Origin of the sequence: Flavobacterium sp., from assembly GCF_046153165.1 — a bacterium.
In the GTDB taxonomy this organism is placed as follows: Bacteria; Bacteroidota; Bacteroidia; order Flavobacteriales; family Flavobacteriaceae; genus Flavobacterium.
In genome coordinates this window covers 20,887-45,153 of record NZ_JBJXEN010000067.1, presented here as the reverse complement: position 1 = coordinate 45,153, position 24,267 = coordinate 20,887, and the positions used below count along the sequence as shown (strand labels likewise).

The 24,267-nt window shown below is 31.5% G+C and carries 16 protein-coding genes; 8 read left to right on the top strand and 8 right to left on the bottom strand.

Annotated features, from left to right (window positions below; all coding sequences use genetic code 11):
* Positions 1-119: 119 nt before the first annotated feature.
* From ACKVOV_RS07745 to ACKVOV_RS07730, 4 genes are all read right to left on the bottom strand, one after another.
* Positions 120-1,166, bottom strand: a complete 1,047-nt coding sequence (locus tag ACKVOV_RS07745) for an IPT/TIG domain-containing protein (protein WP_409206191.1) — start codon at positions 1,164-1,166, stop codon at positions 120-122.
* Between the two features lie 14 nt (positions 1,167-1,180).
* Positions 1,181-2,761: a RagB/SusD family nutrient uptake outer membrane protein gene (locus ACKVOV_RS07740; protein ID WP_409206190.1), complete on the bottom strand. Its 1,581-nt coding sequence runs from the start codon at positions 2,759-2,761 to the stop codon at positions 1,181-1,183.
* 11 nt (positions 2,762-2,772) lie between these two features.
* Entirely contained in the window at positions 2,773-5,955 is a 3,183-nt protein-coding gene (locus ACKVOV_RS07735; protein WP_409206189.1) for a SusC/RagA family TonB-linked outer membrane protein, read from the bottom strand.
* 266 nt (positions 5,956-6,221) lie between these two features.
* A complete protein-coding gene (locus ACKVOV_RS07730; protein ID WP_409206188.1) occupies positions 6,222-7,100 on the bottom strand; it encodes a helix-turn-helix domain-containing protein in 879 nt (292 codons plus the stop codon).
* Positions 7,101-7,322: 222 nt separating this feature from the next.
* Here ACKVOV_RS07730 and ACKVOV_RS07725 point away from each other — a divergent pair, with 222 nt between their 5' ends.
* The 7 genes from ACKVOV_RS07725 to ACKVOV_RS07695 all read left to right on the top strand — a co-directional run bounded on the left by ACKVOV_RS07725 (position 7,323) and on the right by ACKVOV_RS07695 (position 16,509).
* Entirely contained in the window at positions 7,323-8,447 is a 1,125-nt protein-coding gene (locus ACKVOV_RS07725) for a glycoside hydrolase family 26 protein (RefSeq protein ID WP_409206187.1), read from the top strand.
* Positions 8,448-8,475: 28 nt separating this feature from the next.
* Positions 8,476-10,401 (top strand): sodium:solute symporter family protein, encoded by a 1,926-nt coding sequence (locus tag ACKVOV_RS07720; RefSeq protein WP_409206186.1) that lies wholly within the window; start codon positions 8,476-8,478, stop codon positions 10,399-10,401.
* Positions 10,402-10,429: 28 nt separating this feature from the next.
* Positions 10,430-11,617, top strand: coding sequence for a glycosidase (locus ACKVOV_RS07715; protein WP_409206185.1), 1,188 nt, complete (start codon positions 10,430-10,432; stop codon positions 11,615-11,617).
* Positions 11,618-11,753: 136 nt separating this feature from the next.
* Positions 11,754-12,938 (top strand): AGE family epimerase/isomerase, encoded by a 1,185-nt coding sequence (locus ACKVOV_RS07710; protein ID WP_409206184.1) that lies wholly within the window; start codon positions 11,754-11,756, stop codon positions 12,936-12,938.
* A gap of 15 nt (positions 12,939-12,953) precedes the next feature.
* Positions 12,954-13,988 carry a hypothetical protein gene (locus ACKVOV_RS07705; protein ID WP_409206183.1) on the top strand — a complete coding sequence of 345 codons (1,035 nt, stop codon included), beginning with the start codon at positions 12,954-12,956 and terminating at the stop codon, positions 13,986-13,988.
* An 11-nt stretch (positions 13,989-13,999) separates the two neighbouring features.
* Positions 14,000-15,226: a glycoside hydrolase family 26 protein gene (locus ACKVOV_RS07700; RefSeq protein WP_409206182.1), complete on the top strand. Its 1,227-nt coding sequence runs from the start codon at positions 14,000-14,002 to the stop codon at positions 15,224-15,226.
* Positions 15,227-15,234: 8 nt separating this feature from the next.
* Positions 15,235-16,509: a beta-mannanase gene (locus tag ACKVOV_RS07695; RefSeq protein ID WP_409206181.1), complete on the top strand. Its 1,275-nt coding sequence runs from the start codon at positions 15,235-15,237 to the stop codon at positions 16,507-16,509.
* A 53-nt stretch (positions 16,510-16,562) separates the two neighbouring features.
* On the opposite strand, the gene ACKVOV_RS07690 is transcribed toward ACKVOV_RS07695, so the two are convergent.
* The 4 genes from ACKVOV_RS07690 to ACKVOV_RS07675 all read right to left on the bottom strand — a co-directional run bounded on the left by ACKVOV_RS07690 (position 16,563) and on the right by ACKVOV_RS07675 (position 23,042).
* Positions 16,563-17,969 (bottom strand): hypothetical protein, encoded by a 1,407-nt coding sequence (locus ACKVOV_RS07690; RefSeq protein WP_409206180.1) that lies wholly within the window; start codon positions 17,967-17,969, stop codon positions 16,563-16,565.
* A gap of 319 nt (positions 17,970-18,288) precedes the next feature.
* Complete coding sequence (gene bglX, locus ACKVOV_RS07685; protein ID WP_409206179.1) at positions 18,289-20,583, bottom strand: beta-glucosidase BglX; 2,295 nt, start codon at positions 20,581-20,583, stop codon at positions 18,289-18,291.
* 4 nt (positions 20,584-20,587) lie between these two features.
* Positions 20,588-21,958, bottom strand: a complete 1,371-nt coding sequence (locus ACKVOV_RS07680) for a sialate O-acetylesterase (protein WP_409206178.1) — start codon at positions 21,956-21,958, stop codon at positions 20,588-20,590.
* Positions 21,948-23,042, bottom strand: a complete 1,095-nt coding sequence (locus tag ACKVOV_RS07675; RefSeq protein WP_409206177.1) for a GDSL-type esterase/lipase family protein — start codon at positions 23,040-23,042, stop codon at positions 21,948-21,950. Before ACKVOV_RS07675 ends, ACKVOV_RS07680 begins: the two co-directional genes overlap by 11 nt.
* 254 nt (positions 23,043-23,296) lie before the next feature.
* Between ACKVOV_RS07675 and ACKVOV_RS07670 the strand changes: the two genes are divergently transcribed.
* Entirely contained in the window at positions 23,297-24,265 is a 969-nt protein-coding gene (locus tag ACKVOV_RS07670) for a type I phosphomannose isomerase catalytic subunit (protein WP_409206192.1), read from the top strand.
* Positions 24,266-24,267 lie beyond the last annotated feature (2 nt).

Genomic DNA, 24,267 nt, shown 5'->3' with positions numbered 1-24,267 from the left:
ATTATATATTTTATTTAAAAAGAATATTTATAAATAGATTTTAAACAATTATTGTTTTGTAAAACTAAAACCCTGACAAATAAGATGTCAGGGTTTTAAAATAAAACAAAACTCAAAAATTAATTTACAGAAAAACCGAAGTCATCTATATAGAAAGTGTTTGCGTCACCTGTACTTCCAAATACTAAACTTTGATAAGCTGCTGGAGGACCTACTAAACCTAAATCTGCCCAAGACACAAAATATTCTTTATATGAACTTGTTATATTCATATAAAATTGTTTGCTCCAATCATAATTAAAAACTAGTCTTATTTGAGCATCTGTAGCGACTTTCATTTTAAAACGAATTCCAGTTGCAGTAGGTTCCATAGGTACATTTCCATCTATTTGAAAACCAGACCAAGATTGGATTGTACACTTCATTGCTGTATCTCCTTGAGTAACATTAGAAGTGTCTGCAATATCGTGGCTTTCACCCCAACCACCTGCAGTCATACCATAATAAAAAGAATCATCATAGTAAGCAGTTCCAATTGCAGAATTGTAAGTTCCTGTTCCAGAAATAGTCGTTACAGAAACCTTTTTCAATTGTGACCCTATAGGCAATGTTGCATGTATTTCTGTTAATGATGTAGAAACAACAGTTGCAGTTAATGCTCCAACTTTTACAATTGGATTAAGAAAATAATTTCCTTTAATTGTTATATCGGTTCCATCTGCTGTATTAATTGGATTTACACTAGAAACTATTGGAGCAGGTGGGGCAATCACAAAATGATATGTTGCTGTTCCGTTTTCTGTAACTACTTTCAACTCTTCAGATGCGTTTTCATAAGGCGTATTAATATCAACGGTTACAAAAATTTCAGTATCTGTTACTAATGTTGGTTTAAAAAAAGTTTCTTTTTCATTAAAGTAAATCTTTTTTGTTGTTTTAAAACCAGATCCTCTAATGATATACATGTTATTAGCATATCCTTGAGTAATGGGAGTTAAATCTGATGGTGTTCCATCAGTATTTACCGCTGCTGCTACACCTGTTATTACGGGTGGATTATTGGAAGAGGAATCGTTAGAGTCATCTTTACTACATGACGACAATAAGAATAATGTAAAAATAAATGCTAATAAGCTGTTTATTTTATTGTTTTTGATGTTTTTCATGTTTTATTTGTTTTTTAATTAAAAATATAAGGAACTGGAGGCTCCAATAATAGTGGGTTTTTAGCAACATCATTATCTGGATAATCAATTAAGAAATCACTAGCTTCTGGTGAATAATATTCAGCTGAAAGCATATTACCTCTGTTTTGAGCTGCCATAATTGCTGTAGCTTGTGCTCTTGGGATTCTACCTAAATCAAACCAATAATCTCCTTCAAAGCACAACTCTAATCTTCTTTCATTAAATATATCATTAAATGTTATTGAAGATAAACTGCTTAATCCAGCTCTATTTCTAACGGCATTAAAAGAAGCTAGAGCTCCTGTATCTGTTGTACTTGATCCTCCAGCTAAAGTAGCCTCTGCATGAATTAATAATAAATCAGCATATCTCATGATGTAAGTATTATTATCCATCATTGCCCAGCTATCAGCAGGTCCTGTTGCACTTCCGTTAACAATTCCAATACAATATTTTTTTATTGCAGAACCTGCACCTTGACCTCCAATTTGATTTGCTACAGGAACAGTTAAAATACCTCCGCTTGGAGAAACTTTAATATTTGGATAAACATCCCCTGGAAGCATAATTGTTTCTTTTCTTCTTACATCTAAAGGACTGTAAGCACTCATAATATCTTGAGAAGGTGCAAAAACACCACCATAAGCGGCGTTAGATGTAGAAATGGTTCCGTTACTAATTCCAAATTGGGTATTGCAGTTATTTGCAGAGCCATAATTACCATCACCTTTCCATTGAAGAGCAAATATTGATTCTTCATTATTATTATTACCATAAGTAAATAAATCACCGAATGATTTTCCTGGCAATTGTATACCACCTAATAATTTAAACTCACCACTATTTATTACTTCTTCAGCCATTGTTTTAGCTTCAGGGTATTTTTTTTCATACAAATATACTTTTGCTAACATTGATTTTGCAGAACCTTTTGAAACATGTCCATTTGCAGCATAATTTGCTGTTCTTGTTTTTTCTACAAGTTTTGTAATTGCTGCTTGATAATCTAATTCTATTAATTTGTAAATATCTTCCACTCTATTAGTGTGAATTATTGGGCTACTTGCATAATCCAAATTATTTTCAATAATAGGAACAGCTCCCCATAATCTTACTAAATAGAAATAGGCGGTTGCTCTCATGAAATAAGCTTCTCCAACAGCATTGTTTACAACCTCAGGACTAACGCTTGGCCCAACCCTTGCAGGAAGAAAATTAATAATAGAATTCGCTTGAGCAATATTAGCCCAAAGAGAATTCCAACCATTTAACAATTCAGGGTCACTACCTGTTAGAGCAAATGTTCTCATAGCATTTACATCACTTGAATTAGTGTACATATTACCAGAACCAACTTCGGCTACTGCATAAAAGAATTTGTTATTAAACTGAAACCAAGTTCTGCTATACATACCATTAGTTGCTGAGTTAACTTGCTCGTTGCTACTGTAGTAAGCATCTAAACTTATTGCATCTTCAGGAGGTCTGTTGGTAAAATCTTCTTGGCATGAGCCAAAAGCAAATAATATGATTGTTAATATTAACAATTTGTATCCGTTAAATAAATTTTTCATTTTCATTTTTTTTAAAATTCTATATTAACTCCTAATGAATAAGTTCTTGGTGATGGATATCTTCCATTATCAATTCCTGTTAAAAGAGGGTTTTGATTGAAAGAGCCAATTTCTGGGTCGTAACCTGAATATTTAGTGAATGTATAAAGGTTTTGCGCACTTCCATATATTCTAACTCTAGACATTTTTAATCTTGAAATGACATCTTGAGGTAAAGTAAATCCAAATGTTGCATTTTGAATTCTTACATAAGAACCGTCTTCAACATAACGATCGGAAATTAGAATATTAGTATTACTTGTATTTCCAATTGGTCTTGGAATATCAGTATTTGTATTTGTTGGTGTCCAGTAGTTTAAGGCATCAACCAATTGATTTTGATATAAACTTGCATTTAAAGTTCCGTTTCTCTTTGTTAAGTTTAATATATCATTACCATAAGATCCTTGGCAGAATACAGATAAATCAAAATTCTTGTATTTAAAATTATTTGTAAAACCAAAGGTAAATTTAGGATGTGGATTTCCTATTAATGTTCTGTCATTTGAATCTATTTTACCATCTCCATTCACATCTTTATATTTGATATCTCCAAGATAGGTTTGACCGGATGCTGTACCAACAGTTTGTCCAAATTGTAAAGGAGCATTGTTTAAAGTTGTTAAATCATTAAAAATCCCTTCTGTAACATAACCGTAGAACATCCCAATAGGGTTATCAACAAGTGTGTTTGTAACGACTACTGGTTGATAACCATTTGTATTAATTTCAGTTGTTAATGGTAACCCATCAACAATACTTGTTAGCTTATTTTTATAATGAGAAAACACTAAAGAGGAACTCCAAGTAAAATTACCATTTCCTTTTGTATTATAGCCTAAAGTTATATCATAACCTCTATTTTGCATTTCACCTAAGTTCGAATATGGTGAGGATATACCTCCATATTGTGAACCACCACCAGTTAAATATCCAGGTAAAGGCACCTGAAATAAGAAGTCTTTAGATTTTTTGTTGTATAAATCTAAATTTACAGAAAGTCTAGAATCTAATAAAGTAAAATCTAAACCAAGATTTGTTTGAACTAAAGATTCCCATTTTAAATCTGGATTAGGTATATTTGAAACTAGAAATCCAGTTCCTAAACCAGAATTTTGTTGGTTTAATAAAGCAGAATATAGATTGTTTCCAACTTGCTGATTACCAGTTGTTCCATATCCGGCTCTAAATTTTATGTTGTCAATATATTTTTTTGTTGATTCCATAAAAGACTCGTTAGATAATTTCCAAGAAGCAGAAAATGAAGAAAAGATACCTTTTTGATTATTAGTAGCAGGATCAAATTTTGAAGAAACGTCTTGACGAATAGATGCTGAAATTCCATATTTGTCATCAAAATCATAAATCATACGACCAAATAACGAACTAAGTGATTGACTGCCTTTGTATCCTGTAGCAGTAGTGTTTGCTGGTGTTGCAAGATTAAGAGTGTATATATTATTTGTTTGAAATCCATGAGCGCTAACTAAAATACCTTCCCAATGAGAGTCATTGGCCTCTTGGCCAGCTAGTAATGTAAATTTGTGCTTGTTTATACCAAAGTCGTAGGTTAGCAAATTCTTTAAATTTGTAGAGTACCAATTTTGTCTTCTTTCATTTAAATCTGCAACTTCATTGGTTGAAGATGTAGGTGCAAATTCTGTGTTTTCAGAAAACTCTGTATTGGCACTAAGCTCTAACTTGTATTTTAATCCTTTTACTATACTAGCCTCACCATAGATATTTCCTAAATAGTTTTTTCTTACTAGTGAGTTGTGTTTGGTTAGTGCCTCTGCAACAGGATTAAAATAAACACCACCTGTTTGACCAGAAGGAGGTACTGCATAAGAGCCATCAACATTTCTAACAGGTAAGTCAGGAGCTTCTAGTAATGTATTTGTAATTAATCCACCATAACTTTGATTAATTGTGATTTTCTCATTGGTTACACCTGTATTAATATTAGTTCCAACTTTTAGCCAATCTTTAACTTTTGAATCTAAATTTAATTTCATGGTATATCGTTTGTATCCAGAACCTATCAAAGTACCCTCTTGATCTAGAAAACCTCCTGATAAATAGTAATTTGTGCCGTCTTTAGCTCCTGAAAATGAAATTTGATGACTTTTAGCCATAGCTGTTCTATATACTTCTTTTTGCCAATCAGTTCCAGAACCTAATAATTCAGGATGAGCAAATTCAGGTCTTGGAGTAGTGCCATAAATACCAGCTAGTTGATTTTGTAGCGTAGCATACTGAGATAAATTCAAAACATTTAAATTTTTATAAACTGATTGAATCGAAGTATATCCTTCATAGGATATTTTACCTGTTCCTTTTTTACCAGATTTTGTTGTTATTAGAATCACACCATTAGCACCACGAGAACCATAAATTGCAGTAGCTGAAGCATCTTTAAGAATATCTATAGACTGAATATCATTGGGATTAATCATCGATAATGGACTAACTGCATTATTTCCACTATTTCCATTAGAGCTAAAATCATTTCCTGCAATTGGTCTTCCGCTGGTCGCTCTACCTGTTGCATCACCAGAAACAGGAACACCGTCAATAATATACAAAGGCTCATTTGTGCCACTAATGGATGTCGTTCCTCTTACCCTAATTGACACTGCACCTCCAGGTTGACCAGAATTGTTTGTGACTGAAACTCCTGCTGCTTTACCTTGAATCATTTGGTCAACAGAAACTTGTTTCAAATTTTCTAAATCTTTTGACTTAATTGATGAAATGGATGAATTTATATCGCTTCTCTTTTGAGTTCCATATCCAATTACAACAACTTCTTTTAATGACTCAACATTTTCTCTCATAACCATATCAACTACTTTTTTTCCATTGACAGGAATATTTTGAGTGTTAAAGCCTAGAAAAGAAAAAGTCAGTGTTACATTTAGAGAAGGAGCTTTAATATTGTAAGTTCCATCAAAACTTGAGGATGTACTATTATTTGTCATGCCTTCAACTTTTATGTTTACTCCTGGTAAAGAGGCTCCGTTTTGATCTACAACTTTACCAGAAATAGTTGTTTGAGCATTAATAAAACTACTAGAGAGTAATAATAGCATCACAAAAGCAAATGCTCTCTTTTTGACCTTCCAATGAGTTAAGTTTGAGAAAATTTTTTTCATAATTTTTCGTTTGTGGGTTAAGATTAGTAATTTCTAAATAAATAAAGAATAAAATTTCATTATGCGTAATTTTATTGAATGATTATTAAGAATAACAAATTTATAAGAGATGTTAACCAAAAGTTAATATTATTTAATCAATTCATTCTACTATTTCTCTATCGATTTCGTAACTATTGATGAAAAATTTGATAAAATTGTATTATTGTATTAAAATGCAAAAATTTTATATATAGGTCATTGAGGTTTAAATAAATATAAAAAAACTAAAGGAACCTTTTCATTCCGTAAAATTCTTCGCGATACTGACTCGGGGTGGTTCTTTTTATGCTTTTGAAAATTCTATTAAAATTAGCGATATTATTAAATCCAGATTTGAATGCGATTTCCGAAATGCTTAAATCTTTTTCAACCAACCATCTTGCAGAATATCCAACTCTAATATCATTTAAATAATTAACAAATGTTTTTCCAGTGCGTTTTTTTATAAACCGATTGAATGATACTGGACTCATTATTGCTACTTCTGAAACATCATCTAAAGTGATTTTTTCGGCAAAATTCTTCTGAACAAACTCATAAACTAATTTCATTTTGTCATCATCTTCAAATTTGTCATAATCAATAGTGTATGTAGATAAAAGTCTTTGATTTCGAGAGTTTGCCATGTCTTGCAGTATTGAAACTATTTCCAAAAAGTAATCCATACCATCTAATCTTGATAGTTTTGAAATTCGCTCATGTAAGTCATTTGCTGTTTTTTTGGAGAATAAAATACCATGTATGGAGCGATTAAACATTTCTTTAATAGAAGCCATTATTCGCCGATTTAACAAGTCATTGTCAAATAAATCATTATGAAATTGAATGGTGATTTCATGAATTTTTTTGCTTTTACAAATATTTATTTCCCATCCGTGGTATAAATTTGGGCCAACAAGAACTAATTCTATGTCATCAATCTCTTCTATATGGTCTCCAACAATTCGCCGAACTCCTTTTCCATTCTTAATAAAATTGATTTCATATTCTGGATGATAGTGTATAGGAAAGTCAAAATTATCTTTAACTCTATCAAAAACTAAAAAACTATCACCTTTAGATAAAGGGGTAATTTCGCGATGAAATTTTGTTATATCTCTCATATATCGATTTTAAGTTGCAATTATATGATATAAAAATGATAAAATAATACTATTGATGATGAAATAACAAAACTATCTTTGAACTTTAGGAAAAATATAGAGTAGATTTTTTTGTATAATAAAATAAAAGCTACTTAAAATTACGAAATTCATACTATTTTTAATAAATCATAGTTTTGACATTTTATACAATTAATCTTTTTAATTAAATAATCGCATTCAATGAAGTTAAACTCGATTCTATATATTTTCATTGCATTTTTAAGCATTTCTTGTAAATCACAGCAAGTAAATCTTAGTGATTTAGATGCGACAAAAGAAACACAAACTCTCTTTCAAAACCTAAATAAGTTAAAAGAGAAAGGGTTTATGATGGGGCATCAAGATGCATTAGCTTATGGAGTAAATTGGAAATATGAAGAAGGAAGAAGCGATATTAAAGACGTAACTGGAGATTATCCTGCAGTTTATGGTTGTGATTTGGGCGGCACAGAAACTAAATCTGAAAATGATATTGATGGAGTTCCTTTTAAAAAAACAAAAAAATGGATTAAAGAAATTTATGATCGTGGCGGCATTACTACAATAAGTTGGCACATGAATAATCCGTTTACAGGAAAAAATGCTTGGGATACGACTCCTAATTCTTTTGAATCAATACTACCAAACGGTTCTAAACACGAACTTTACAAATCATGGCTAGATGATGCAGCAAAATTCTTTTTATCATTAAAAGGTAGCGATGGTAAAGCAGTTCCAATTTTATATAGACCATTTCATGAACTTACTGGCGATTGGTTTTGGTGGTGCAAAAACAATGCAACTCCTGAACAATTTAAAGAAGGCTGGAAGTTCACAGTCGATTATTTAAAGTCAAAAGGTGTTCACAATTTAATTTATGTTTACAATACTTCGATGGTAAAATCTCGTGAGGAATTTCTTGAATACTATCCAGGAGAAGCTTATGCAGATATTTTAAGTTTTGACAATTACGAATATAATGATCCTACAAAAGATAATTCATTTGTAGAAAATAATTTGAAATTATTTGGCATAATGGATCAGATTGCCAAAGAACAGAACAAAATAATTGCTTTTGCAGAAACAGGATATGAAGCGATTCCTTATGATAAATTCTGGACAAAAACACTTTTAGAATCTATCGGAAATTATAAAATATCTTACGTTTTAGCATGGAGAAATCATGGTTGGCAAGAACAAGAAAAGAAAATGCATTATTATGCCCCATATAAAGGACAAGTAAGCGAAAAAGATTTTATAGATTTTTTTAATTTAAAACAAACACTTTTTCAAAAAGACGTTACCAAAGAGAAATTATATAAATAAACCCAAATTAAATACCAAAAATACATTAATGAGACTATCAACCATAGATTTGACAATAATAATCGCCTACTTTATCTTGATGATTGTCATTGGGTTTGTTATGAAAAACAGAGCTAAAAAAAGCAAAGACAATTATTTAATGGCTGGAAAAAAACTGCCTTGGTACATGCTTGGTTTGAGCGATGCTAGTGATATGTTTGACATCTCTGGAACCATGCTTTTAGTAAGTATGGCATTTCTTTATGGATTTAAAAGCATCTGGATTCCATGGATGTGGCCAGTTTTCAACCAAGTATTTTTGATGGTTTTCTTAAGTAAATGGTTACGTAGAAGTAACGCAACAACTGGTGCTGAATGGCTTGGGACACGTTTCGGATTAACCGATAAAGGGGTAAAACAAAGTCACGCCATTGTAGTAGTTTTTGCATTAATGCTTTGTATCGGATACATGGCGTACGCTTTTGTTGGTGTCGGTGAATTTCTAGAAATTTTTATTCCTTACGAAACCATTAAAGAGGTTGTTCCATTCTTAAATCACAATCTAGAAACCTTAACTGCGGGAAGTCCAGAATACGCATCGGCTTTAATTGATGCTAAAAATGCAACTGCTCAATTTTATGGAGTTTCAATTTGTATTGTAGCAACTTTCTATAGTATTGTTGGTGGAATGCACGGAATTGTTCTTGCCGATTTCATCAAATATATGATTATGATTGTGTGTTCTATTTTTGTTGGTACTATTGCAATGCATCATTTGGCAGCATCAGGAATTGTAATTACAGATAGAATGCCACTTGGGTGGGATAATCCAATTTTCGGAAAAGAATTAGGTTTAGATTGGAGTAAAATTCTTCCAGACGCAACAGTGAAGCTTCAAAAAGATGGTTATAAATTATTCTCTGCCATTGTAAGTATGATGTTTTTTTCAGGTGTCCTAAAAAGTTTAGCTGGACCAGCACCAAATTATGATTGCCAAAAAATATTAAGTACAAAATCGCCAGAAGAAGCCAGTAAGATGAGCGGATTTATTTCTATCATTTTGCTTCCAATTAGATATTTTATGGTAATGGGATTGTGCATTTTAGGAATTTTATTCTTCAAAGATTTGAGTTTGCATCAAACGGTTGATGGAATTAATTTCGAAAGTATTATGCCAGCTGTAATCAATAAATACCTACCTGTTGGATTAGTAGGACTGGTTCTTGCAGGATTTCTTGGAGCATTTATGAGCAACTTCTCTGGAACATTAAATGCGGGTCAAGCTTATATTGTAAACGATATTTATCTAAAATATTTCAATCCAAATGCAGATAGAAAAGAAGTCATAAACATGGGTTATCTTTCTGGAATTGTGATGGTAATTCTTGGCGTTGGGTTAGGTCTTTTGATAAAAGATGTAAACATGATTTTCAATATTATTACAGCTGGATTGTATGGCGGATTTGTTTGCGCGAATGTCCTAAAATGGTATTGGTGGCGTTTCAATGCTAATGGCTATTTCTACGGAATGTTATTCGGAATTATCGCAAGTGCCATTCCTCCAGCATTATCAGTTTCTGGAATCACAACTTATTTTGACGGAACAAGAATGTTATATTTCTTCCCAATATTTATTATAATTCAATTAATAGCTTGTATCGTAGGCTCATACACAGCTCCACCAACAGAAAAAGAGGTATTAGTAAATTTCTATAAAACTGTTCGTCCTTGGGGATTTTGGAAACCTATTCATGATGAATTATTATTAGAAGATCCAACATTAGAAAAAAATAAAAATTTCAAATTGAATATGTTTAACGTGTTTTTAGGAATTACTGGACAAATTCTGCTAACACTACTTCCTATGTATCTAATCCTTTCTAGATGGTTTGCACTCGGAATAGTCTTGGGATTATTTATTGTAATTGCCTTCGTAATGAAACGTACTTGGTGGAACAGATTAACTGATTTTTAAAATAAATTTATAATATAATACGCATTGTATGATAACGGAAAACATAACAAAAATTTATAATTTCGATACTTTGACAACTAGTCATTTGGAATTTATAAAACAATCAAATAGTCCAGTTTCTGAAAATAACGGAATTTATTCGAGATATAAAAATCCAGTGGTTACTGCTAAACACATTCCATTACATTGGCGTTACGATTTCAATGCCGAAACTAATCCTTTTGGTATGGAACGAATTGGTTTTAACGCAACGTTCAATGCTGGTGCGATGAAATTTAATGATAAATACGTGCTTTGCGTTCGTGTTGAGGGAAACGACAGAAAATCATTTTTTGCCATCGCAGAAAGTCAAAATGGGATTGATAATTTTCAATTTTGGGATAAACCATGCGTAATTCCTCAAATTGAAGGAAATCCAGATACGAATGCTTATGATATGCGATTAGTACATCATGAAGATGGTTGGATTTATGGGATTTTCTGTACAGAAAGAAAAGATCCAAGCGCGCCAAAAGGCGATACAAGTACAGCAATTGCTAATGCGGGCTTAGTTCGTACTAAAGATTTGATCAATTGGGAACGTTTACCCGATTTGATTTCTAATACAGGTCAGCAACGAAATGTGGTACTTCATCCAGAATTTGTAAATGGAAAGTATGCAGTTTATACGCGTCCACAAGACGGATTTATCGATGTAGGAAGCGGTGGTGGAATTGGTTTAGGTTATATAGATAATATGGAAATCCCTATTGTAAAAGAAGAAAAAATAATCTTTGGAAAAACATACCATACTATTTACGAACTAAAAAATGGTCTTGGACCAGCACCAATAAAAACAGAAAAAGGTTGGTTGCATTTGGCTCATGGAGTTAGAAATACAGCTGCTGGTTTGCGTTATACCTTGTATGTTTTCATGACTGATTTAAAAGATATTTCAAAGGTAATTCACAAGCCAGCAGGACATTTTATGGCTCCAGAAAACGACGAACGTATTGGTGATGTTTCTAATGTTCTATTTTCAAATGGTTGGATATCAGATGATAATGGAACTGTTTATATCTATTATGCATCATCGGACACTAAAATGCATGTTGCTGTTTCAACTGTCGAAAAATTGGTAGATTACACTATCAACACACCAGAAGATACTTTTACATCGTCAGGCTCTGTTCAAACAATCATCAATCAAATTGAAAATAATAAAAAGGTTTTATAATATTTTAGTACATCAAGAATAATTTTAGTACATCAAGAATAATTGTAGTCTTCAATAATTATTTTGTTTAAAATTAAACTCTATTTAAAACCTCATGATTTATAATTATGAGGTTTCAATTTAAAAGAATACAATTGTGTTAGTAACCACAGAAATATTAAAATCAAAAGTCCAACAAGAATTAATTTCCATATTAAATTATTGGGAAAAGATTACTATTGATCACAAAAATGGAGGGTTTATTGGTGAAATTGATTATAATGATGTAAAAAATGAACTGGCAGACAAAGGTTCAGTTTTAAACGCTAGAATTCTTTGGTCATTTTCTGCTGCTTATCCTGTAACTAAAAATCCAAACCATTTGGCAGTTGCCGAAAGAACTTTCAATTACATAAGGAAGTTTTTTTACGATAACCAATACGGTGGCATTTTTTGGAGTTTAAATTATGATGGAACATTGAAAGATACTAAAAATCAAATTTACGCTTTAGCCTTTACCATCTACGGATTGACCGAATTTTATAAAATTTCTCGCAATCAAGAAGCGCTTCAAATAGCGATAAATCTATATAATTCGATACAAAAGTATAGTTACGACAAAGAAAATGAAGGCTATTTTGAAGCATTTACTCGCGATTGGCAAGCTATTGAAGATTTGCGTTTGAGCGATAAAGATGCCAACGAAAAGAAAACCATGAACACGCATTTGCACATTGTTGAAGCGTATGCAAATTTGTATCAAGTTTGGCCAGATTTAGAATTGAAAGATAAGATAAAAAAACTGCTTTATGTAATTGATACTTATTTTATTGATAAAAATACGTGGCATTTAAAATTATTTTTTGATGAAAACTGGATAGAAAAACCAGATGTAATTTCTTATGGTCATGACATTGAAGCAGCTTGGTTATTGCAATGGTGTGCCGAAGTTATTGGAGACAAAGAATTGATTGAAGAATACCAAAAATATGCAGTAGAAATTGCAAATGCTACCAAGGAAGGAATTGATGATGATGGTGGATTATGGTATGAATTTGATCCAAAGGAAAATAAATTAATTGCCGAAAAACATTGGTGGCCACAATCTGAACTTTGGATAGGAATGATAAATGCTTGGCAATTAACCAACGACGATGTATACTTGAGAATTACAGAAAAGAACTTCGACTTTGTACAAAAATACATTCTAGATAAAGAAAACGGAGAATGGATTTGGGGAATTAATCAAGATTATTCTAAAATTCAAAAAGATAAAGCTGGTTTTTGGAAATGTCCTTATCATAATTCGCGTGCTTGTCTGGAGTTAATTAAACGTTTGTAAATTAATCAAAACATTATGAATAAAACATTTTCAATATTTCTTTTAGTTTTAAGTATAAATTCTTTTGCACAAAAAAATCTAGTCCTTAATAGCGGATTTGAAATGGAGTTGAATAATTGGCGTGGAGATGTGGCTCAATTATCAACATTTGATAAAAAAATAGGAAAAGCAAGTGCTATAATTACTCAATATACCGGGGCTGAATGGAAAGCAATTGACCAAATTATAAGTATTCCAAAAAATGCAGTTGCCATAGAATTAAGTGGTTGGATAAAATCGGATGCTATCGAAAAAGGCAAAAATGATTGGAATACAGGGAAATTTGATATTGAATTTTTAAATGCAGGCGAAAAAGGAATTCAGAACGAAAGTGTTGCATCGGTTTCAGGAACAACACCTTGGACATTTTATAAAAAGACAATTATTGTTCCAACTTCGGCATCCAAATTAAGAATTATGTTGGCTTTAGGTCAAACCAACGGAACTATTTTATTTGATGAAATAAAAGCTATTGCAATATCTCAAGATGAACTAACAAAAAGCCATGAAGAAGAAAATGCTAAACGAAATCCAGTTGTAATTTCAGGAAACTTCGAAAATAAATTTATCGAATTAACCAATGGGAATTTCGAAAATGGAACTAATTCTTGGCGTGGAAATGCAGCAACTTCAAACACAACGTTCAAAGAAGGAAAGTCTTCACTGGTTTTAAATTCGACAACTTTCGACTGGACTGGAATTGATCAAATTGCTGATGTTCCAGAAAATGCCACTTCAATAACTATTTCAGGTTGGTTAAAATCAGAAAATATCAAACAGGGAAAAGATTCATGGAATAATGGGCTATTAAATGTTGAATTCATTGGAATTGATAACAAAAAAACAAGTGATGACCAAAGTATAACTTTCGTAACAGGAACAACCGACTGGACATTTTATACCAAAACAGTTCCGCTTATAAAAGGAACAAAAAAATATAGAATTATGCTTGCCTTAGGTTTTGCATCGGGAACTTTATATGCTGATGATTTAGTTGTAAGTTTTAAATAAATAAAAATGCTATGAAAAATCTTTTAACTTCTATTCTAATGTCAGTATTTTTTATAATGACTTCATGTTCAAAAAATGATGGATTTACTTCAGATTCAACAGTGATCATTCTGCCAGTTACTATTGTCGATCCAGTAACTCCGCAAAATGTTAGAACTTTTATGGTTGACCAAAATGCTACAGACGAAACAGTTGCACTTTTTTACAACTTAAGAAAACTCTCTCAAACAAAATTTGCAATTGGCCAACAAGATGCTTTCAACGGATTTTATACTTCAAGTGGCGATTCCGATATTAAGAAAACTACTGGTTATGATCCAGCACTTTTAGGTTCCGATTTTATGTTTATTACTGACAAAAATAATAATGGTCAAGCAAGCAATTGGTTTTATCAGCAAGAAAACATTATTACGGATGATGCTAAAGAAGCCAAATCAAAAGGAATGATAAATGTATTCTGTTGGCATTTGCGTGAACCCAATAATGAAGACAGTTTTTATGCTGCCGACATGACTGTGGTACAACAACAAACTGCTTTTAGAAGTATTTTACCTGGTGGAGTAAATCATAATTGGTACAAAACAAAATTAGATAAAGTGGCTTCGGTAGTTTCAAATTTGAGAGATGCTAACAATAAATTAATCCCGATAATTTTCCGTCCGTTTCATGAATTTGATGGAAGCTGGTTTTGGTGGGGTGCAAATTATTGTTCTCCAGATGAATACAAAGCTGTTTTTCAATTCACTGTTGATTATTTGAAAAATACTAAAAATGTTCATAATATTTTATATTCTTTTGCTCCAGATAATACTTACACAACATCAATTAGTTATTTAAGTCGTTATCCTGGGGATACGTATGTAGATGTTTTAGGTATGGATAATTATGGAGATTTTAATAATCAAGGACCAACAGGTGTAACTAATGCTAATAATAAATTAAGATATTTATCAGATTTAGCTATTTCTAAAAAGAAAATTGCAGCATTAACTGAAAGTGGTTATCGCGTAACTAATACTACTCCTGCAATTACAAATTGGTTTTCTACTTATTTGTATGATGCCATAACTAACAATAATGTTCAAATTGGTTTTGTAATGTTTTGGGCAAATGGGAATGGGGGCTATTATGTACCAACGCCAACAGCTTCAAATGCAGCCGATTTTAACAGTTTTGTTATCAAACCAAAATCGGTTTTACAAAATACATTACCAAATATGTACGTTTTACCTAATTAAATTTTTATATGAAAAAATCAATTCTTTTAGCATTTTTAATCGCTTTTACATCATCTTGTACAGCACAAAAATTTATTTCTGTAAAAGATAATAAATTTATAAAAGAAGGAAAATCCTATCATTATATTGGAACAAATTATTGGTATGGTGCAATGATTGGTGCAAAAAACGGTGACAGAACAAGACTTTTAAAAGAATTAGATGAATTAAAAGCCAATGGAATTACCAATCTTAGAATTCTTGTTGGAGCAGAAGGTGGCGATCAAGATTTTACGGTTACACCAGCTTTACAAACCGGAAAAGGAAAGTACAATCAGGAATTATTAGATGGCTTAGATTTTGTTTTAGCCGAAATGGGTAAGCGTGATTTAAACGCCATTTTATATTTGAATAATAACTGGGAATGGTCTGGCGGAATGGCAAAATATCTAGAATGGAACGGCTACGGAAAAGTTCCTAATCCAAATATTACTCCCAATACTTGGCCTCAATTTATGAATTTCACTTCGCAATTTCATTCATGCGAACCTTGTAAAGCAGATTTCAAAAAACATATTCAATTTATTATTGGAAGAACAAATCCGTACACAAAAAAGAAATATACCGAAGATAAAGTCATCATGGCATGGGAAGTTGCTAATGAACCTCGTGTTTTTACCAAAGAAAATGAAACCACTTTTACCAAATGGTTAAATGAAACTGTGGACGAAATTAATCGATTGGATAAAAATCATTTAATAACAACTGGTTCCGAAGGTAAAGCAGGTTCAAATGATGATTTGGCTACTTTTGAACGGACCCATACCAATAGGAATATCGATTATTTAACGATGCACATTTGGCCTAAAAATTGGGGTTGGTATAAGATGGAAGATGAAAAAGGCTCAACGCCAATAGCTATTGAAAAAACTATTGCCTACATTGATGAACATATTAAAGTCGCACAAAATCTTAAAAAACCATTAGTTCTAGAAGAATTTGGATACCCAAGAAGTCAAGAAAATTTAGATAGAACTGCTTCTGTTGAATTTAGAAATCAATTTTACAAAGCTATTTTTGAAAGATTAGAAAAAGCAATCTTAAATAAAGAGCCATTTGTTGCATTAAATTTTTGGGGTTATGCAGGAATTGGTAAAAATAATCCTGCTGATGGAAAATGGAAAATAGGAGAGGATTTTACAACCGATCCACCACAAGAACCACAAGGTTTAAATTCGGTGTTTTCTTCCGAGAAATCTACATTAGATTTAATAAAAGAATACAATTTGAAGTTTAAAAAATAATGAAACTAAACAAGGTGAGAAAAATATTTTTCTCACCTTGTTTAGTTTCATTATTAAAGTACTAATTCAACAATTAAATTAGAACCATTTCCTAATACTGAAATAGTAGAGTCAGCTGTGTTTGAATATACAGAAATAGCTTGCCATGCCGTTAAACTAAATAATTTTGTTATAGAAACAGTTCTAGATTCTCCATTGTTAACTGTTGCAACAGTTCTTGATCCAGGTATTTCTGTACCCCAAATACCTAAATAAAATTCAACATTATTTAAAGCTCCTGAATTTTTTTTCAAAGAAATAGTATAGGTGATTTTATAAATTCCATCTGTAAAAACCTGTATGTAATTTGGATTTAGAGAAATAGAATTGCTTATGCCATTAGAGCCAAAATTTACTGCTCCTGCTGTTAAATTTAGGTTACTTGCTCTATAAATCTCTCCAAAAGATTTGCTTGCGTTAGGATCTTTCCATGAAGCTTTTCCATTATAATCGGATGTTAAAACAAAGTTATTTGCTTGTGTTCCATCTACAATTTTAATTGAACCTGCAACATGTAATCTTTCATCTGGCGTATTGGTTCCAATACCAATTTTATTTGATGCATTTGAAGAGTTACCTAAAATAATCGAGTTAGATTGAGTTGCATGAGCTTGATAACCAATTGCAGTCGACTGATATCCTGAAGCTGCAGAATCATTTCCTATGGCTACACTAGAATCTGCATTCGAATTTGCATTTAAACCTAAACTTATTGACTGGTATCCTGAAGCTACAGAATTGTTACCAATGGCTAAAGCATTATTAGTGTTAGAACTTGAATTTAACCCTAAACTCACTGACTGGAATCCTGAAGCTACTGAATTATTTCCTATAGCTACACTTGAATTTGCACTCGAATTCGCATTTAACCCTAAACTTGTTGATTGGAAACCCGATGCTGTTGTAGCATAACCAATTGCAATTGCCTGATTACTTGAAGATGCATTTGCAGAAGTTCCAATGGCAACAGAATTATTATTATTTGCAACAGATGAGTTTCCTATTGCAATTCCTCCATTTGGGTGAAACTTTGCAAATTGATTATTATTAACTTTAAAAATTAAGGGATAATAATTATTTGTTCCTAAATATTCTGAACCAGAAGAAAGTGTATTTCCAGATAATTCCCATGCAGGGGCAGAATTGTTTATTTTTTTCCAACTTCCTTCCCAGTAATAAAATCCTGGAGTAACATCACTTGCTGTATTTGTATTGTAAATTAATAAGCTAGTTGCAGGACTAGGAATTGTGGTAATATCACTAGTTGAATTCAATACAATTCTTGGAATAAGTAGACCAGAATTTGAACTTTTAATTTCTAATGCAGAAGAGTTACTTGGATTTGTAGTTCCTATACCAACTTGTGAAAAAAGTATTTGAGTGAAAAGTAGGTTTAATATTATAAAATGTTTTTTTTTCATTGTATTATTATTTTTGATTTTAGAGCAATTTTTAAGCATAATGCATTTTATAGGTTTCTAGATTTATTTCCAACATGTTTTTTAAATATTTTTTGTCATAGGCTTATCAATTTTAAAATGTTTTTAGTAGAATTGCATTTTTCGTTTTTTTAATTTCCATTAATTCATAAATTGAGAAAGTAGTGTTTTGTAAACTATCAATATTTTTTTGCAACCCAATTCAAGAATTTTAATTACTTAAAAGTGAATATCATATTCAAATTTTAAAAAAAGGATTGAAAATTAATTCAACCCTTTCTTCTTCACTAAACCAACTAAACTATTTTAATTCGAAACTGCTTTCTAATCCTCTATCCGAACTTCCACCAACCATAATTTTAAAAGTTCCTGATTCAACTAGATAGTTTCCATCATTGTCAAAAAATCCAAGTTCTTTATCAGTTAATGTTAACGTTATAGTTTTGGTTTCGCCTTTTTTTAATTTGACTAATTCAAATCCTTTTAACTCTTTTACTGGTCGAGCCAAACTTGCTGCAACATCATGAAGGTATAATTGAACTACTTCTTTTCCGTCATAATTTCCGGAATTGGTGACTTCTACAGAAACTTCTATAGTTTCTCCTTTTACAAATGTTACTTTGTTCAATTTTAGATTTTTATAATCGAATGTTGTATAACTTAATCCAAATCCAAATGGAAATAAAGGTGTTTTTTCTACATCAGTATAATGCGACCAAAATACATTTTTATCAGAATTTACGGGTCGTCCAGTATTATAATTGTTGTAATAAATTGGGCATTGTCCTACATTTCGAGGAAATGACATTGGTAATTTTCCACTTGGATTATAATCTCCATAAAGTACTTGTGCAACTGCATTTCCAGTTTGAGTACCAAGTTGCCAAGCTTCAACAATTGCAGGGATTTTTTCGGAAGCCCAAGGAATAGATAATGGCCGTCCATTATTTAAAACTAAAACGATATTTGGATTTATTTTATAGATTTCTTCTAATAATTCTTGCTGATTTCCGGGTAAATTTAAGTCTGTTCTGCTTCGTCCTTCACCAGTTTGAAATCCGTGTTCGCCCAAAACCATCACTACAACATCAGCTCCCTTTGCTATATTTTTCGCTGCTTCAAATCCGCTTTTATCAGTGGTATTAAAAACCAATTCGTCAACAAAAGTGGTTTTTCCAATAGTTACATCAGTTCCTTTTTCAAACGTTAACTGATTGTCTTTATATTGTTGCATTCCTTCTAGAACTGAAACTGCGGTGTTATCATCGGAAGCAATTCTCCAACTTCCAAGAGGACTGTTTTTATCATTGGCTAAAGCTCCAATTAAAGCGATTTTTTGTCCAGATTTTTTTAATGGAAGTAGGTTATTCTCGTTTTTTAATAAAACTATTGATTTTTTAGCCATGTCCAAAACCACATTGTTATTGGTTTTACTTCCAATTACGGCTTTTTCCCTAGCTTCATTACAATATTTATAAGGATCATCAAACAACCCCAATTCGAATTTTACACGAAGAATTCTATGAACAGCATCGTCAATCAAACTCTCTTTTACTTTACCTGATTTTACTAAATTTACTAATTCTGCTACATAGTAATGAGCTTCCATATCCATATCAGAACCTGCAATTACAGCTTTTGCAGTAGCATCGGCAGCATCTTTGGCAAAACCGTGATTTACCATTTCACGAACCGAAGCCCAATCTGAAACTACAAATCCATTAAATTTCCATTTTTCTTTTAAAATATCTCTTTGTAAAAATGAACTTCCAGTTGCAGGAACTCCATTTAAAATATTAAACGAGTTCATATAAGTTCTAACTCCGGCATCATTTGCAGCTTTAAAAGGAGGTAAAACCACGTTATAAAGTGTTGAGTTACTAATGTCAACAGTGTTGTATTCTTTCCCAGCTTCAGCAAATCCGTAGGCTGCAAAATGTTTTGCACAAGCGGCGATAGTATTAACATTCAATAAATCTTCCACTTTCTCACCTTGAAAACCGTTTATTCTAGCAACTGCAATTTTACTTCCAAGAAATGGATCTTCTCCTGAACCTTCCATAACTCTTCCCCAACGAGCATCACGAGCAACGTCAACCATGGGGCCAAAAGTCCAGTTAATTCCCGCTGCCGATGCTTCATCTGCGGCTACTTGTGCCGATTTTTTTATAGCTTCCAAGTCCCAACTTGCCGCTTCTGCCAATGGAATTGGGCTTAAAGTTTTATAGCCATGAATTACATCAAAACCAATGATTAATGGAATTCCCAAACGCGTTTCTTCGACAGCTATTTTCTGAACGGCTTTTACATTTTTTGCACCACGGACAGAGAGCATAGAACCTACCCAACCCTTACGTAAATGTTCATATTTGGTTTCGGCATCACCTCCTTTTGGAGCTGGACCAGTTACTTCCCAAAAACCATTGTATTGATTCATTTGACCCACTTTTTCATCTAAAGTCATTTGTTTCATCAATAAATCTATACGTTCTTCAATAGGTTTTGTTTTATCTAAGTATGTTTTTTTTTGCGCGTTCATAGTTGTGATTGCAAATAAGGTGCTAATTGTTGTGGCAAGAATTAAATTATTTTTCATAGTTTTATTCTGAAATAAATGATGATGCTGGTAAATTGACTTTATTAAAAAGTTGAGATTGTGTAGTGTTTGCCCATGCAAAACGAACTTTTATAGGATTTTTAACCTTATCTGAATTTAAAATAACCACATTGTTTTTAATTTCTGCTTTGGCTTGATAAAAGACATTATCTGAACCAGCTATTTCAAATTGATTGACTTTTTTATCTTTAAAATAAAGCCCTTCAGCATAATAAAAATAGACTAAGATTTTATTTTTTTCGATTTTTAAATTTTTAAAAAAAGGTCCATTGGCAAGATTAGAATTGGTTTTGTAAATGTTTACCAAAGCTAAATTTGCTAAGCGAAGTCCAACAGATTTCTTATCTTTGGGGTGAATGTTATCTGTTGGGGAAATATCGCTAGTAACTACCATTTCAGTGTTAGGAAGTTGTAACACTCTTCTTTGTAAATCTCTAATTTTGACGTTACTGTAATGATCTTCTCCATTTTGATAAGGTGCAATTTGAACAAAATAGAAAGGAAAATCTTCTTTCCATAATGCACGCCAAGAGTTTATTAAAGCAGTAAATGTTTTGTCGTAAATAGGTGAGCCAACATTAGATTCGCCTTGGTACCAAAGCGTTCCAGCAATTTTATAGCCAATTAATGGATGAATCATGGTGTTAAAAGTCAAACCTGGGCCCACTGGACAGTATTCATTTGGATTTATTTTTTTAGATGCTTCCAATAATTCTAGATTGTTTTGAATAATATCTTCAGGTATCCAAACTTCGGCTGAAGTTGCACCCCATGCTGAAATTATCATTCCAATAGGGACATTTTTTAAATCTTCAGTAATTCTATTTGCAAAAAAGTAGGCGACTGCGCTATTGTTTTTCATGGTTTCAGGAGAACAAACTGACCATTTTCCAGATACATTATTTTGAGGATGTGATGAGGAAGATTTTTCAACAGAGAAAAAACGAATGTTTGCATTTGTTGCTTTTTTGGCTTCTTCTTCTCCGTTTTGAATTCCCCAATTTGCATTCATTTCCATATTTGATTGACCCGAACATAGCCAAACTTCACCAATTAATATGTTTTTTAAATTAATTTCATTGTAACCTTTAAATATTATTGAATATGGTCCACCTTCTTTTGGAGTTGGAATTATAATCCTCCAATTTGCATTATTATCTGCAATAATTTTATATTCTTGATGGTTCCAACTTGTAGTTATTTTTACTTCTTCTTTCGGATTGGCCCATCCCCAAATTTGGATTTCGGAATTTCGTTGTAAAACCATATTGTCTGAAAAAACATTTGGTAGTGTAATGTTTGCCATTATTGAATTTGAAACAATAATTAATAAGAGAAATAGTTTACTTTTCATCTAATATTTTTTTAAAAAAAGATTCTAATTGTTGTGCCATAATTTTGTGGTCTTCAATATCAGGATGATACCCACATCCTTTAGGTTGCATTGGGGGATATTCAAATAATTTTATTTTTTTATGTTTTTTATCTTTTCTAAATGAAGCAATTACTTCTTTCAAGCAGTTAACAAAAGTAAAATTGCGTTCGTCAGATACCATCGGGCTGTTTAGCAGAACAATCTGTGCATTTGGAGAATGTTTGTAAACTGTTTTTATAAAATAAATATAATTTGAAACATATTTTTCTTTATTGAAAGGTAATCTTGGTTTGATTCCATCTCCATTAGATAAATCATTAGTACCTAAACAAATACTCACAATATCTGGGTTAAATTTAAAATCATAAGGTTTCGAAGTGTCTTTGTTTAGATATAAATTTTCATAAACATCAGGCATTATTGCTTCATTAATATGTTCGTCATTCCAGTTTCGATACATACCTATTCCTGAAACAGAACTTAATAAGTAATCTGCGTTTAAAGCCCTTGATAGAATAGGTCCATAAGCCCAATAAGCATTGTGTTGGTCGTACCATTCGCCAGTTCCGCACGGGATTTCTTTCGTATCATTTCCCATTCCACAAGTGATAGAATTTCCTATAAATTCTATTTTCTTTTTCTTTATGGATTTAATTTCAGATAAGTTTGCTGTTGTACCATCAAACAGTACACCTCCATTGGAAGCTTCTGTAGCTTTGTAAATCGTAAGATTGTGTGTGTTTTTAGTTTCAGAAATAATAATTGGATAAGATTTAGTTTCTCCTTTTTCGACTTTCATTCTTCCTATATATTTCCCATCTAATTCTAAAGAAACATAGTTATGATGTTCATAAGAGTCGATACTTTTTAAAGAAATATCACACTTATTTCCTGTAAAATTGAATGAAATAGAGGAAGCTGAACCGATAAGAATTGTTTTATTATGCTCAAGATATTCCATTCGACCAGAATATTTATAGACTTGAATTTCTTGATCTAATTTTTGAGCAGAAACAATAGAAAATGACAAAAGAATGAAAAGATATTGTTTTTGTAAAAACATATATTTGAAATTTTGAGTGTAAAAATAGATTTTTTATAAGTTTGTAAAAGATACTAAAATGTCAATTTATAATCAAAATATATCATTAAAAGATAAAAATATATTAGAGGATAATGTTTTTAGTTTAAACTCATCCTGATGTCTATTGTATAAAGTGGTGGGGGATTTATATAAAATTAAAACGATACTTTATTTAATTTGGCTTAGTAAATGACAAAATAGTATTTGTCATTTTTATGATTTTTGTAAAAATTATAAAGATGAAATTATACCCGCTTCAGTTTAATCCAATTCTAAAAGAACGTATTTGGGGAGGAACAAAATTAGAGACATTATTGAATAAACCTATATCTTCTGAAATAATAGGTGAAAGTTGGGAAATAACAACAGTTGGTGATGATATAAGTATAATATCTAATGGGTATTTAAAAGGGAAATCACTTCAGGAATTAATTAATACCTTTCCCATAGAAATTCTTGGTATTAAAGTGTATGAGGTTTTTGGAAAACAATTCCCTTTGCTTTTTAAGTATCTTGATGCCAAAGAAAATTTATCTATTCAAGTTCATCCCAATGATGTTTTAGCAAAGGAAAGGCATAATTCATTTGGTAAAACAGAAATGTGGTATGTTATACAAGCTGATCCAAGTGCAAAACTAATCGTTGGGTTAAAAAAAAAATCATTACCAGAAGAGTTTTTAGAATCACTTGAAAGTAAAACACTTTTAAACCTTCTTGATACCAAGAGTGTAAAAGAGGGCGATGTTTTTTTTCTTAATACAGGAACTGTTCATGCCATTGGAGCTGGAACAGTAATTGCTGAAATTCAACAAACTTCTGACATAACTTATAGGGTTTTTGATTTCGACCGAATTGATAAAAACGGAAATACTCGAGAATTACATTTAGACTTAGCTTTAGATGCAATTAATTATAATGTAGTCAAGACTAAACAAGAATATAAAAAAACAGAAAACTGTTCTAATGAAGTTGTTAGTTGTGAGTATTTTACAACTAACATTATTCCTCTAAATGGTAAAATGAACATTAAAAAAAATAATGATTCTTTTAGAGTTTATATGTGTACAAAAGGAGACTTTAAATTATATTATAAAAAAGAGATTTTCACTTATAAGATGGGTGATACATTATTATTGCCTGCTCAAATAACATCTTATGAATTAATAGGAAAGGCTATTTTATTAGAAATTTATATATCATAAAA